This is a genomic window from Pseudomonas sp. PsB, assembly GCF_043658375.1.
Classification (GTDB): domain Bacteria; phylum Pseudomonadota; class Gammaproteobacteria; order Pseudomonadales; family Pseudomonadaceae; genus Aquipseudomonas; species Aquipseudomonas putida_Z.
On sequence record NZ_JBIGLU010000009.1, the window covers coordinates 123,340 to 137,791 of the forward strand.

The 14,452-nt window shown below is 63.2% G+C and carries 10 protein-coding genes; 2 read left to right on the forward strand and 8 right to left on the reverse strand.

Annotated elements, in window-relative coordinates:
- Window positions 1-90: 90 nt before the first annotated feature.
- The 6 genes from fdhE to ACGLHT_RS13970 form a co-directional block, all read right to left on the reverse strand.
- A complete protein-coding gene (fdhE, locus tag ACGLHT_RS13945; protein ID WP_274120401.1) occupies window positions 91-1,011 on the reverse strand; it encodes a formate dehydrogenase accessory protein FdhE in 921 nt (306 codons plus the stop codon).
- 4 nt (window positions 1,012-1,015) lie between these two features.
- Window positions 1,016-1,672 (reverse strand): formate dehydrogenase subunit gamma, encoded by a 657-nt coding sequence (locus ACGLHT_RS13950; RefSeq protein WP_274120402.1) that lies wholly within the window; start codon window positions 1,670-1,672, stop codon window positions 1,016-1,018.
- Complete coding sequence (fdxH, locus tag ACGLHT_RS13955) at window positions 1,669-2,619, reverse strand: formate dehydrogenase subunit beta (protein ID WP_025337500.1); 951 nt, start codon at window positions 2,617-2,619, stop codon at window positions 1,669-1,671. The genes ACGLHT_RS13950 and fdxH overlap by 4 nt, the downstream gene beginning before the upstream one ends.
- Complete coding sequence (gene fdnG, locus ACGLHT_RS13960) at window positions 2,619-5,687, reverse strand: formate dehydrogenase-N subunit alpha (RefSeq protein ID WP_137162867.1); 3,069 nt, start codon at window positions 5,685-5,687, stop codon at window positions 2,619-2,621. Before fdnG ends, fdxH begins: the two co-directional genes overlap by 1 nt.
- 265 nt (window positions 5,688-5,952) lie before the next feature.
- The gene (locus ACGLHT_RS13965; RefSeq protein WP_274120403.1) at window positions 5,953-6,714 is read right to left on the reverse strand and encodes an SDR family NAD(P)-dependent oxidoreductase; all 762 of its coding nucleotides are present in this window, start codon (window positions 6,712-6,714) and stop codon (window positions 5,953-5,955) included.
- Between the two features lie 21 nt (window positions 6,715-6,735).
- Window positions 6,736-7,521, reverse strand: a complete 786-nt coding sequence (locus tag ACGLHT_RS13970; RefSeq protein ID WP_274078676.1) for a TSUP family transporter — start codon at window positions 7,519-7,521, stop codon at window positions 6,736-6,738.
- 199 nt (window positions 7,522-7,720) lie between these two features.
- Here ACGLHT_RS13970 and ACGLHT_RS13975 point away from each other — a divergent pair, with 199 nt between their 5' ends.
- A complete protein-coding gene (locus ACGLHT_RS13975) occupies window positions 7,721-9,103 on the forward strand; it encodes a PLP-dependent aminotransferase family protein (protein WP_137162865.1) in 1,383 nt (460 codons plus the stop codon).
- 329 nt (window positions 9,104-9,432) lie between these two features.
- Here ACGLHT_RS13975 and ACGLHT_RS13980 read toward each other — a convergent pair whose 3' ends face one another.
- Both ACGLHT_RS13980 and ACGLHT_RS13985 read right to left on the reverse strand, forming a co-directional pair.
- Complete coding sequence (locus ACGLHT_RS13980; protein ID WP_051101244.1) at window positions 9,433-9,972, reverse strand: single-stranded DNA-binding protein; 540 nt, start codon at window positions 9,970-9,972, stop codon at window positions 9,433-9,435.
- A gap of 9 nt (window positions 9,973-9,981) precedes the next feature.
- On the reverse strand, window positions 9,982-11,376 hold the full coding sequence (locus ACGLHT_RS13985) for an MFS transporter (protein WP_137162864.1): 1,395 nt from the start codon (window positions 11,374-11,376) through the stop codon (window positions 9,982-9,984).
- 129 nt (window positions 11,377-11,505) lie between these two features.
- Here ACGLHT_RS13985 and uvrA point away from each other — a divergent pair, with 129 nt between their 5' ends.
- Window positions 11,506-14,340 carry an excinuclease ABC subunit UvrA gene (gene uvrA / locus ACGLHT_RS13990; protein WP_170978808.1) on the forward strand — a complete coding sequence of 945 codons (2,835 nt, stop codon included), beginning with the start codon at window positions 11,506-11,508 and terminating at the stop codon, window positions 14,338-14,340.
- Window positions 14,341-14,452: the final 112 nt, after the last annotated feature.

Below are 14,452 nucleotides of genomic sequence, written 5' to 3' on the forward strand. Positions count from 1 at the left end.
CCGCGCAAGCCTCAAAAGCTGCCCGGGCCCTGTGGGAGCGGGTTTACCCGCGAAGAAGGCGACTCGGTCTTACAGTGTAGACACTCTCCATTACCCGGGTGCGAGCATCAGGTTCGGTGCCAACCGATGGAAGCCCTCCTCGTCCAGGCGAATGTCCAGTGCCAGGCTGGCCAGGTCATCGGCCAGCGGCTCGGCCGCCGCATCGTTTTCCAGGTAGTTCTGCTTCAGGTAGCTCTCGCACTCCGGGCAGCACTCTGCCCGTAGCGGCGCCTTGCCCGGCGCATGGCGGTCATCGTCAAGGCTGGTATAGCGCAGGTCCTTGCTCGACTCGCAGTACACGCATTTGACCCGCACCACATGCCATTCGCAGGCACACAGCGAACAAGCCAGGTAGCGCAGGCCATTGTGCTTGCCGCGGTTGCGCACCACCCCAGCCATCGCCGGCGAACCGCAGGCCGGGCACTGGGCCAGGCTGCCGGCGGGCTTGAGCTCTGGCGCGGGCAGCGCCAGCAACCAGCTGGACCAGGCCGCCTGCAAGGCCGCGCCAATGAACGGCACCAGTGCCGCAGGCACGGCATCGTACTGGCCGGCGAGCAAGGCGATGCCCCAACCCTTGCGTTGATGGTCGTCACTGCTGCGCAGGGCTTGCAGCGCCTCCCCCAACGGACCGCTGGTGTCCGCGTCGAGGTGCTCAAGCAAGGCCTGCAACCAGACCAGCCACGGCCCCTCACGCACCAGGCTGTCCGCCGCCAATGGCGGCAAACCATGACTTATGCACAGGCGCTGACGCTCCTCGGCCACCGGCATGCCAGCGGGCGGGTTATCCACAAGCTGCTGCTGGATACGGCACAAACGAGCCACCAGCTTCAGGTATTCGCCAAGGGCATTGCCCTCGGCCAGTTGCTCCAGGCGCGCGGCGCGCAGTTCGAACAGGTTGGCAGGGGGCAGGTGCAGAAACGGCGGCATCACTGCCGACGCTTCGATCTGCCCGGGTTCGAGTATCGTGCTCAAGCGCTCATCCTTCTTTTCGTCCGTGATTGCCCGGCGTCTTGTCACCGGTCACTTCGCGGTACCACAACTCATGGTGCTTGCGCGCCCAGGCGCGGCTGACCCAGCCACGCAGCATGGCGCCGATCGAGCCCTTGATCCAGATGCCGGCGTAGATGTGCACGATGATGCTGAGGATCAGCACGAACGCCGCCAGGGCGTGGAGCAGAGCGGACAGCCGAATGACCTCGATGCCGAACAAATGGCTGAAGTATGCGCGCCAGATCACCACGCCGCTGACCAGCAGAACCAGCATGCACACCAGCAGAGTCCAGAACAACAGCTTCTGCCCGGCGTTGTACTTGCCGATCGGTGGCACACCCTCCTCCTTGTTGAGCATCACCCGGTCCACGCGGCGCAGCCACAGGCGGTCGTTGGCAGTGATGAAGTTGGCCCGCCAGAAACGCAGCACCAGACCGAGGAAGAACACGAACATCGCCACCCCGATGAAGGGGTGCAGGATACGTGTCCACGGCCCACCGCCGAACAGGTTGCTGAGCCAGAACAGCGCCGGATGGAACAGCGCCAGCCCCGACAGACCAGCCAGGACGAACAGGATCGCGACGACCCAGTGGTTGCTGCGCTCGTTGGCGTTGTAGCGCAGGATGGGTTTGTTGTCGTTCATGGTCGCTGCTCCCCTTGCCCGCCGGGCTTGGTCGGATCATAGACATGGACCGACGGGTCCACCTGATGCACGCTTTCATCCGCAGGTGCCGGGTGCTCGTCCTCCTCCACCCGCTGTGGCCCGACCCGCACATAGTGGAAGAACCCGGCCAGCACCGCCGCGCCCATGGCCAGCAGCGCCAGCGGCTTGGTGAAGCCCTTCCACAACCCCACCAGCGGGCTGATCACCGGCTGGTCCGGCAGGCCGGCGTACAGCTTCGGCGTGTCGGCATGGTGCAGCACATACATCACGTGGGTGCCGCCGACGCCGTCCGGGTCGTACAGCCCGGCCTTGTCGTAACCCCGCGACTTGAGGTCGACGATGCGCTCGGCGGCATGCACCTTCATCTCGTCCTTGGTGCCGAACACGATGGCCCCGGTCGGGCAGGTTTTCACGCAGGCCGGCTCCAGGCCCACGGTCACGCGGTCGGAACACAGGGTGCACTTGTACGCCTTGTGGTCCTTCTGCGAGATGCGCGGGATGTTGAACGGGCAACCGGTGATGCAGTAGCCACAACCGATGCAGTGGTCCTGGTTGAAGTCGACGATGCCGTTGGCGTGCTTGATGATCGCCCCCGGGCTCGGGCAGGCCTTCAGGCAACCTGGCTCGGCGCAGTGCATGCAGCCGTCCTTGCGAATCAGCCACTCCAGGTTGCCGTCGTCGCGCTCGTGCTCGGTGAAGCGCATCAGGGTCCAGGTCTCGGCGGTGAGGTCCTGGGGGTTGTCGTAGGTGCCGTGGTTGTGGCCGACCTCGTCACGCAGTTCGTTCCACTCCGAACACGCCACCTGGCAGGCCTTGCAGCCGATGCACTTGGTGGTGTCGATCAGCTTGGCGACTTCCTGCTGCTGGCGTACCGAAGGCGGTACGGTGGTGGTGGCCGAGCGGGCGATGATGTCTTGGCTGGCCATCAGAGTTTCTCCACTTTGACGAGGAACGACTTGGACTCTGGCGTCTGGGTATTGCCGTCACCCAGGAAAGGCACCAGGGTGTTGGTCAGGTAGCCATGCCGCGTAGCCCCGGTGAAGCCCCAGTGCAGCGGGATGCCGATCTGGTGCACGGTCTGGTTGTTGACCTGGAGCGGGCGAATCCGCTTGGTCACCACTGCCACCGCCTCGATGTGCCCGCGCTTGCTCGACACCCGCACCCGGTCACCGGCCTTGATACCTTTCTCGTTGGCCAGCACCTCGCCGATTTCGACGAACTGCTCGGGCTGGGCAATGGCGTTGAGCCGGCAATGCTTGCTCCAGAAGTGGAAGTGCTCGGTCAGCCGGTACGTGGTCGCCGCGTATGGGAACTCGTCGTGCTTGCCGAGGCTGTCCCACACCGAGTCGAAGACCCGCCCGGCCGGGTTGCTGGTGGCCTTCTTGTTCTGCGGGTGCAGCGGGTTGATGCCAATCGGCGTCTCGAACGGCTCGTAGTGCTCGGGGAACGGGCCTTCGGCCATCTTGTCGATGGCGAAGAACCGCGCCACGCCTTCGGGGTTCATGATGAACGGGTTCATCCCCGCCTCAGGCGGCGAGTCGACCTTGAAGTCGGGCACGTCGGTGCCGGTCCAGGCCTTGCCGTTCCACCACACCAGGCGCTTCTTCTCCGGGTCCCACGGCTTGCCTTGCGGGTCGCTGGAGGCACGGTTGTAGAGGATGCGGCGGTTGGCCGGCCAGGCCCAGGCCCAGTTCTGCACCTGGTGCATGCCGTACGGGTCGCTGTTATCACGGCGAGCCATCTGGTTACCCTGCTCGGTCCAGCTGCCGGCGAAGATCCAGCAGCCGGACGCGGTGCTGCCGTCGTCCTTGAGCTGGCCAAAGCCCGCCAGTTGCTGGCCGGCCTTGAGCACTGCGCCAGTCGGGTCGGTGACGTCGGCCACCGCCCAGCCGTTCATTTCCTTGGCCAGTTCCTCCGGGGATGGCTCTTCAGGGACCTTGTATGGCCAGTTGATGTTCATCAGCGCATCAGGGTAGGCGCCGCCCTCGGCCTGGTAGCGTTGGCGCAGGCGCAGGAACAGCTCGCTCATGATGTGAACGTCGGTGCGGGTCTCGCCCGGGCCGTCGGCGCCCTTCCAGTGCCACTGCAGCCAGCGGCTGCTGTTGACCAGCGAGCCGTCTTCCTCGGCGAAGCAGGTGGTGGGCAGGCGGATCACTTCGGTCTGGATGTTGGCCGTGTCTACATCATTGAACGGCCCGGCATTGCGCCAGAACTCCGAGGTCTCGGTGGCCAGCGGGTCCATGATCACCAGCCACTTGAGCTTGCCAAGGGCCGCGGTGACGCGGTTCTTGTCTGGCAGCGCGGCAATCGGGTTGAAGCCCTGGCACATGTAGCCGTTGACCTTGCCCTGGCCCATCATCTCGAACATGCGCAGCACGTCGTAGGCCGGCACGTCGAGCTTGGGCAGCCAGTCGTAGCCCCAATTGTTCTCCGCCGTGGCATTGGCGCCGTACCAGGCCTTCATCAGGCTGACATGGAACTTGCCGTAGTTCTGCCAGTACGACAGTTGGCCAGGGCGCAGTGGCTTGGAGGCGCGCTTGTCGATATAGGCGGCATAGTCCTGCTCGGCATCGCCGGCCAGGGTCAGGTAACCCGGCAACGAGTTGGACAGCAGGCCGAGGTCGGTCAGGCCCTGGATGTTGGAGTGCCCGCGCAAGGCGTTGACCCCGCCACCCGGCATGCCGACGTTACCCAACAGCAACTGCACCATGGCCGCACTGCGGATGATCTGTGCGCCGATCGAGTGCTGCGTCCAGCCAAGCGCATAGAGGATCGTCATGGTCTTGCCCGGTACCGAGCAGGTAGCGATCTCTTCCCAGATCTTCAACATGGCGTCCTGCGGCATGCCACAGGTCATGCTCGCCAGTTCCGGGGTATAGCGGCTGTAGTGCTGCTTCATCAGCTGGAACACGCAGCGCGGGTGCTGCAGGGTCGGGTCGACCTTGGCAAAACCGTCCTCACCCAGCTCGTAACCCCAGCCGGACTTGTCGGCATACACGCGCTTGGCCTCGTCGTAGCCGCTGAACAGGCCATCCTCGAAACCATAGTTCTCTTTGACGATGAACGACACGTCGGTGTAGTTGCGCACGTACTCGTGCTGGATCTTGTCGTTGCTCAGCAGGTAATTGATCAGCCCGCCCATGAAGGCGATGTCGGTACCGGTACGGATCGGTGCGTAGTAGTCCGCCACCGAAGCGGTACGGGTAAACCGCGGGTCGACCACGATCAGCCGCGCCTTGTTGTGCGCCTTGGCCTCGGTCACCCACTTGAAGCCGCACGGATGCGCTTCTGCTGCGTTGCCACCCATCACCAGGACCAGATTCGCGTTGGCGATATCGGACCAGTGGTTGGTCATGGCGCCACGGCCGTACGTCGGGGCAAGACTTGCCACCGTCGGGCCATGTCAGACACGAGCCTGGTTATCGAACCCCAGCATGCCTGTTGCGCGGACGACCTTGTGGGTCAGGTAGCCAGCCTCGCTGGAGGCGGCGGAAGCAGCGAGAAAACCGGTGGTGAGCCAGCGGTTGACCGTTTGCCCCTGGGCGTTCTTTTCGATGAAGTTGGCGTCGCGGTCCTGCTTCATAAGGTCGGCGACGCGATCGAGCGCCTCGTCCCAGCTGACCCGCACCCACTCTTTGCTGCCCGGCTTGCGTACCTCGGGGTACTGCAGGCGGCTCGGGCTGTGGATGAAGTCCAGCAGGCCAGCGCCTTTCGGGCAGAGGGTGCCGCGGTTGACCGGGTGGTCGGCGTCACCTTCGATATGGATGATGTTCTGTTTGACGTTCTTGCCCGCATCGCCCTGGCTGTACATGATCAGGCCGCAGCCGACCGAGCAGTAGGGGCATGTGTTACGGGTTTCTTTGGTATGCGCCAGCTTGAAGTGACGCACCTGCTCGGCGAATGCTGGTGTCGGGGCCATGCCCAACGCCGCAAGGCTCGAGCCTCCAAGGCCGACGGCGGCGACCTTGAAGAACTGCCGACGGTTCAGGTCCATCGTGCACTCCTGATCAGGTGGTGGACGCACGGAACATGGCCGGCGCCTCTTGGTAGTCACGGTGGCGGCCAATTGATGGCCGCCAACAGTTAAGACTAGCCAAGAATCGAGAAGGTGCGATGACATGGGTCAGCTGAAGGCGCTGTGTTGCCAGATTCGCGGGTAAACCCACAGGTACTGCACATGCCCGAAGCAGGGCGCTATTCCTGTGGGTGCGGGCGTGCCCGCAAACCCGGCAACGCCGGTGCCATCCACCACCAGCCGATCAGCAAGCCGGCAGGTTGCGCACCACGTTCAGCGCCGCACTGCTCTGGGCCACCGGCATGATCTCGATGGTATTGATGTTCACATGCGCCGGCTGCTCGGCAATCCAGGCCACCGTGGCCGCAATGTCCTCGGGCAGGATGGCCTCCACATCCCGATACAGCGCCTGCACGGCATCCAGGTCACCGTTCAGGCGCACCACCGAGAAATCGGTCCCCGAGCACAGCCCTGGCTCGATGTTGCTCACTCGCACGCGGGTGCCCGCCAGGTCGGCGCGCAGGTTGAGGCTGAACTGGCGGACAAAGGCCTTGCTGGCGCCATACACGTTACCGCCCGGGTAAGGGTAGGTGCCGGCGATCGAGCCAATGTTGATGATCATGCCACTGTCGGCTTCCACCATCTGCGGCAGAATCTTGTGGGTGACCATGGCCAGGCCGGTGACGTTGGTGTCGATCATCCGCTGCCAGTTTTCCGCACTGCTGGCCTGGGCACGGTCCACGCCCAGCGCCAGCCCGGCATTGTTGACCAGCAGGTCGATCTGCAGCGAAGCATCACGAATCTGCTCGACCGCCGTCTCGAGCGACACCGGGTCGGTGACGTCCAGCGCCAGCGGAATGAAATTGACGCCCAGCTCGGCCTCCAGCGCTTGCAGCTTGTCCATGCGCCGGGCACCACCGATCACGCGGTAGCCTTTGCCGATCAAGGTACGGCAGATGGCGCGGCCAAAGCCCGAGGAGGCGCCGGTTACGAATGCGGTTTTCATCAGTTGTCTCCTATGGAAGGGTCAGGCCAGGTACTTCACGCCCAGGCTGGTGAACAGGCAGAGCATCGAGAACACCAGCGCCTTGCGCACCACTTCGTTGCCCTTGCGCAGGGCCAGTGCGCTGCCCAGGTGGTTACCGAGGATGTTGCAGGCCACCAGCGGCAACGCCAGCAGGTAGACGACCTTGCCGGCAATGACGAAGGCCACCAGGGCGCCGATGTTGGACGCGAAGTTGAAGGTTTTGGAGTTGGCCGAGCTGGAGACCAGGTCCATGCGCAGCAGGTAATGGAAAGCAATGATGAACATGCTGCCGGTACCGGGGCCGAAGAAGCCGTCATAGAAACCGATGGCCAGGCAGGTCAGCGGGACCACGGTGAACAGCATGCGCGATGACAGTTCGCGCTCTTCGACCGGGCGGTCCTTGGGGGTGAGGAAGATGAGGATGCCGAAGGGGATCAGCCCCAGGATGATCTTGCCTACGGTTTCCTGGGAGATCGACACGATCAGGTGCGCCCCCAGGTAGGCACCGAGCAGCGAGAATGGCACGCCGACCAGCGCCACCTTCCAGACCATCTTGCTGTTGGCCAGGAAGTTGCGGATGGCCGCCAGCGTGCCGAGGGTACTGACCAGTTTTTCCTGGCCGAGGGCAACCTGGGGTGGCATGCCAACCAGCAGAAAGCCCGGAACCAGGAACAGCCCACCGCCACCGGCAATGCTGTCGACGAAGCCGGCAACGAAGGCAATCGCCCCGAGCATGAGGATCGCCAGCAACCAGTGTTCCGCCCAGAATGCGCCCAGAATTTCCATAGCAAAGTCCATCCAGTGGAGTGTCATGCCAAGCACAACGCGAGTGCGCTTGCCCCAATCAGCGCGGTGATTGTAATTACAACAATTGAATCGATTCAATCATAAATTAAATCGATTCAATAGCGATGATTACCATCATTACCCGTATCTTGGCTTTCATGCTAGGCTGCGCGCACTTGCAGAATCTGGTGCCATTTCCATGTGGGTCCCTCAATACGGCGATCAAACCCAGCCGGTTTACCTGATGATCGCTAATGCCCTTGAACAGGACATCGAAAGTGGTCGGCTTGCAGCAGGCGATCGCTTGCCCACCCTCAAAGACCTTGCCGAGGCACTGAATGTAACCCCCGGCACCGTTGGAAGAGCCTACGACGAAGCGGCCAAGCGCGGCCTGGTGGTTGGAGAGGTAGGCCGTGGCACATTTGTCAGACAGTTGCGACAGCGGTTATCCGCCCCGTCGGCGCCCGCCCCCGTTACTGGCGAAAGCAGCCAGATCGACCTGTCGATCATCAAACCCAACGATGCCCACATGAGTGAGTGGCTGGGTGCGGCGATCAGCGAGCTGGCCACCTCTGCGGACCTGGGACAGGTCCTCGACTATGTGACAGAAGGTGGTCACACCTCCCACAAACAAGCAGGTGCAGACTGGATTCGGCGCTGGCTGCCTGGCGCGCGCTGGCAACAGGTTGTACTGACCTCTGGCGCACAGCATGGACTATTGGTAGCCATCAGTAGCCTGTCGAAGAGCGACGATGTGGTGCTGTGCGAATCGTTCTGCTACCCAGGCATCATCTCCCTGGCCCACAGCATGGGCCGCCGCCTGCGTGGCGTGGCCATGGACGAGCATGGCCTTATTCCCGAGGCATTGCGTGCGGCCTGCCTGGAGCATCGCCCTTCCCTGTTGGTGTGTGTCACCACCCACCAGAACCCCACCAACTCGATCATGCCCCACGCACGGCGCCAGGCCATCGCAGAGATCGCCCGCGAGTTCGACCTGTTCATCGTCGATGACGATATCTACGGCTTCCTTGAACCCGCACCGGATTACCAGCCACTAGCGGCGTATGCGCCAGAACGTTCGGTGTATCTCACCAGCCTGTCCAAAAGTGTGCTGCCGGCGCTGCGTATCGGTTACCTGTACGCCCCACCGCAAACCCTCTCGCGGCTATCGTCGATGGTACGCAGCAGCGTCTGGATGCCATCGCCGTTGATGGCACAACTGGCCAGCAACCTGATCAACAGCGGCATGGCCGACCAGCTGGTGCAGGCACAACAGGACGAGGCGGCCGCGCGCCAGCAAATGGCCCGGGAGATCCTTGGCAAGTACAAGATCCGCAGCCAGCCCAACAGCTTCCACATCTGGCTGGAGTTGCCGGAGCCGTGGACCAGCGACGAATTCGCCAACCTGGCGCGTAACAACGGCGTCACGGTAGTCAGTGGCAGCCAGTTCCTGCCAGAACGCAGCCACGCCAACTGCGGCGTGCGCATCGCCCTGATGGCCCCCAGCCGCCAGGAACTGGGCTTTGCCCTGACCAAGCTGGTCAGCTTGCTGGACTCGCCGGAGCCACGGTTGTTTTATTGAAGCGCTGGCTGCACCCGCCCTCACAGGATTGCGCCGTAGCAGAAACCCACGCAACCTGTGGGAGCGGGCATGCCCGCGAACACCGGCGTAGCCGGTGCCATCCATCGCATCGCCTGCTTCGCGGGCTTGCCCGCTCCCACAGGGTACGTGCTATTGCCCATGAAAAAGCTTCATCACCAAATGCTGAAAATTAGCAACCGGTGATGTGCTCGCCGGGAGATGAGCACCTGGCAGCCCTCACCTTCTCTTCTGGCATTCCCCACAAATGAAAAAACCCAGGGCAACTCTGCCCTGGGTTTCTGGCCCTGCTAGACGCTAACCCGCTCTGATCAGAACGGAATATCGTCATCGAAGCTGTCAAAATCCGCCGCCGGCTGCGGGGCGGGCTGCTGCGGTGCCGGGCGCTGAGGCGCCTGTTGCGGGCGCGGGGCCTGCTGGCGTGGGGCCTGGTTGTACTGCTGCTGGCCGCCACCGTAGTTGCCGCCACCCTGGTTGTACGGGTCACCGCCCTGCTGCTGATTCTGCGGACGACCGCCGAGCAGCTGCATGGTGCCGTTGATGTCGACGATGATCTCGGTGGTGTAGCGCTTGATGCCGTCTTTTTCCCACTCGCGGGTCTGCAGCTTGCCTTCGATGTAGCACTGCGAACCCTTGCGCAGGTATTCGCCGGCGATTTCGGCAACCTTGCCGAACAGCGACACACGGTGCCACTCGGTACGCTCGACCTTCTGGCCCGACTGCTTGTCGGTCCACTGCTCGCTGGTAGCCAGGCTCAGGTTGGTCACGGCGTTACCGTTGGGCAGGTAGCGGACTTCGGGATCCTGGCCACAGGTGCCGACCAGAATGACTTTGTTAACCCCACGGGCCATAACGTTCTCCTAGGCTTCGCACGCCGAAGAGGCCGGGTTCACCAGGCGCTCGAGGGTCGTACGGTCCAAAATTTTCGTATCCAGTTTGATATAGATGGCGGCTTCTTCCGCCACCACGACGGCGTCGGTCACACCTGGCACAGCCATCAGGCGCTCGGTCAGGCCGGCTTCCCGGACTGCCTCTGGCGTCAGCGGCATGCGCAGGCTGGTCACATAGGGCGGCTCGTTCATGCGCAAGGCGACGACCAACCAGATGGCACACAGCACCGCACAACCGAGGAACACCATGTTCAGCCCGCCGTGCTGGAACAACCAGCCACCGAGGATTCCTCCCAGGGCAGCGCCGAGGAACTGGCTGGTGGAGTAGACCCCCATTGCCGTCCCCTTGCCACCTGCAGGCGACACCTTGCTCACCAGCGAAGGCAGCGATGCCTCCAGCAGGTTGAATGCAGTAAAGAATACCACGGTGCCGATCACCAGTCCGCGCAAACCGTCAGCCCACTGCCAGAAGAACACTTCCACCAGCAGCAACACACTGACCGCCCCGGCCAGCACGCGTTTCATCTTGCGCTTTTTTTCGCCATAGATGATGAACGGGACCATTGCAAAAAATGAGATGAACAACGCGGTCAGGTACACCCACCAGTGCTGCTCCTTCGGTAGACCGCCGCGCTCGACAAAGGCCAGTGGCAATGCGACGAAGCTGGCCATGAGGATGGCGTGGAGGATGAAAATGCCCACATCCAGGCGCAGAAGGTCCGGATGGCGCAGGGTCGGGCCGATGGCTTGGCGCGCCACACCCGACTCACGGTGCTGCAGGATGCTGTGGGTATTGGGCACCACAAAGGCGATCAGCAGGATGCCGACCAGGGCAAGTCCTGCCGTGGCGAGGAACAATCCTGACAAGCCAAAGACACGAGTCAGCAATGGGCCAACGACCATGGCGACAGCAAACGACAGGCCGATGCTCATGCCGATCATGGCCATGGCCTTGGTCCGGTGCTGCTCGCGCGTGAGGTCGGACAGCAGCGCCATGACCGCAGCGGAAATCGCCCCGGCGCCCTGCAGGATACGCCCGGCGATCACTCCCCAGATGGAGTCGGCCTGGGCCGCCAATACACTACCCAGGGCAAAGATGACCAACCCCAGGTAAATCACCGGCCGGCGGCCGATACGATCGGAAATCATCCCGAACGGGATCTGCAATACGGCCTGCGTCAGGCCATAGGCACCAATGGCCAGGCCGATCAGCGCAGGCGTGGCACCGGCCAGGTCCATCCCGTAGATGGCCAGCACCGGCAAGACCATGAACATGCCCAGCATACGAAAGGCAAAGACCAGGGCCAGGCCGCCAGCGGCGCGGGTTTCGCTGCCACTCATGCGTTCGTTGTGGGTGTCGTGCATGGATTAATCTCGTGTGAACCGGCGGCGATTCTATCAGTCCGACAGCTTGACGGCATCTACGCGACGCTTTGCCGCGTACTGGCAGCGCGCCGTATACTTCCTTGTTTATGCCCGCCGAGCGAGGCCGCAGTGGACAAGATCCTGATTCGTGGGGCACGTACCCACAACCTGAAGAACATCGACCTGACCCTGCCCCGGGACAAGCTGATCGTGATCACCGGCCTGTCCGGTTCCGGCAAGTCGTCCCTGGCGTTCGACACCCTGTACGCCGAAGGCCAGCGCCGCTATGTGGAATCGCTGTCGGCCTACGCCCGGCAGTTCCTGTCGATGATGGAAAAGCCCGACGTCGATACCATCGAAGGCCTGTCGCCAGCCATTTCCATCGAGCAGAAGTCGACCTCGCACAACCCCCGCTCCACGGTCGGCACCATCACCGAAATCTACGACTATCTGCGCCTGCTGTACGCCCGCGTCGGCACCCCACGCTGCCCGGATCACGATATCCCGCTGGAGGCGCAAACGATCAGCCAGATGGTCGACCTGGTGCTGGAGCGCCCGGAAGGCAGCAAGCTGATGCTGCTGGCTCCGGTGGTGCGCGAGCGCAAGGGCGAGCACCTGGCAGTGTTCGACGAGCTGCGTGCCCAGGGCTTTGTGCGCGCCCGGGTCAACGGCAAGCTCTACGAACTCGACGAACTGCCCAAGCTGGACAAGCAGAAAAAACACAGCATCGATGTGGTCGTGGACCGTTTCAAGGTCCGCGCCGACCTGCAACAACGCCTGGCCGAGTCGTTCGAGACCGCGCTAAAGCTGGCCGACGGCATCGCCCTGGTGGCACCGATGGATGACGAACAAGGCGAAGAGACGATCTTCTCCGCGCGTTTCGCCTGCCCGGTCTGTGGTCATGCCATCAGCGAGCTGGAGCCGAAGCTGTTCTCCTTCAACAACCCCGCCGGCGCCTGCCCGACCTGCGATGGCCTGGGGGTGAAGCAGTTCTTCGACACCAAGCGCCTGGTCAATGCCGAGCTCACCTTGGCCGAAGGCGCGATCCGCGGCTGGGACCGGCGCAACGTGTACTACTTCCAGATGCTCGGCTCGCTGGCCGCGCATTACGGCTTCAGCCTGGAGGAACCATTCGGCCAGCTTTCGGCCGAGCACCAGAAGGTGATCCTGCAGGGCAGCGGCAAGCAGAGCGTCGACTTCAAGTACCTCAACGACCGTGGCGACATCGTCAAGCGCTCGCACCCGTTCGAAGGCATCGTGCCGAACCTGGAGCGCCGCTACCGCGAGACCGAGTCGGCCACCGTGCGCGAAGAACTGGCCAAGTTCCTCGGCACCCAGCCCTGCCCGGATTGCCGCGGCACCCGCCTGCGCCGTGAGGCACGGCACGTGTGGGTGGGCGAAAAAACCCTGCCGGCGGTGACCAATCTGCCGATCGGTGAAGCCAGCAACTATTTCGGCGAGCTGACCCTGACCGGTCGCCGCGGCGAGATTGCGGCGAAGATCCTCAAGGAAATCTGCGAGCGCTTGCAGTTCCTGGTCAACGTCGGTCTCGACTATCTCACCCTGGACCGCAGCGCCGATACCCTGTCCGGTGGCGAAGCGCAGCGTATCCGCCTGGCCAGCCAGATCGGCGCTGGCCTGGTGGGGGTGATGTACATCCTCGATGAGCCGTCCATCGGCCTTCATCAGCGTGACAATGACCGCCTGCTGGCCACCCTCAACCACCTGCGCGACCTGGGCAACACGGTGATCGTGGTGGAACACGACGAGGACGCCATCCGCCTGGCCGACTACGTGGTGGACATCGGCCCGGGGGCCGGCGTGCACGGTGGGCAGATCGTCGCCGAGGGCTCGCCGCAGGAGGTCATGGCCCACCCCGACTCGCTGACCGGCAAGTACCTGTCCGGGCGCAAGAAGATTGTCGTGCCGGCCAAGCGCACGCCGCGCAACAAGAAGCTGCAACTCAAGCTCAAGGGCGCGCGTGGCAACAACCTGCAAAACGTCGACCTGGAAGTCCCGATCGGCCTGCTGACCTGCGTGACCGGGGTGTCCGGCTCGGGCAAGTCGACGCTGATCAACAACACCCTGTTCCCACTGGCCGCCACCGCCCTGAATGGCGCAAGCAGCCTGGAAGCGGCGCCGCATGCCAGCATGGATGGCCTGCAGCACCTGGACAAGGTGGTGGATATCGACCAGAGCCCGATCGGCCGCACCCCTCGCTCGAACCCGGCGACCTACACCGGCATCTTCACGCCGATCCGCGAGCTGTTCTCCGGTGTGCCGGAATCGCGTTCGCGCGGCTATGGTCCGGGGCGCTTCTCGTTCAACGTCAAGGGGGGCCGTTGCGAGGCCTGCCAGGGCGATGGCCTGATCAAGGTGGAGATGCACTTCCTGCCGGACATCTACGTGCCGTGCGACGTGTGCAAGAGCAAGCGCTACAACCGCGAAACCCTGGAGATCAAGTACAAGGGCAAGAACATCCACGAGGTGCTGGAGATGACCATCGAGGATGCCCGCGAGTTCTTCGACGCAGTGCCGGCGCTGGCGCGCAAGCTGCAGACGTTGATGGATGTGGGGCTGTCGTACATCAAGCTGGGGCAGTCGGCGACCACCCTGTCGGGTGGTGAGGCCCAGCGAGTCAAGCTATCGCGCGAACTGTCCAAGCGTGACACCGGCAAGACCCTGTACATCCTCGATGAGCCGACCACGGGCCTGCACTTTGCCGATATCCAGCAGTTGCTGGAAGTGCTGCATCGCCTGCGTGACCACGGCAATACCGTGGTGGTGATCGAGCACAACCTGGATGTGATCAAGACCGCGGACTGGCTGGTGGATCTGGGGCCGGAGGGTGGCTCGAAAGGTGGGCAGATCATTGCCTGCGGTACGCCAGAAGAACTGAGTACGATGAAACAGTCGTATACCGGGCACTACCTGAAACCGTTGCTGGAGCGGGATCGAGCGTAAGGCCCTGGGGGCGCTTTGCGCCCCTTTCGCGACACAAGGCCGCTCCCACAGGAGTAATGCATTTCCCTGTGGGAGCGGCCTTGTGTCGCGATAGGGCTGCAAAGCAGCCCCA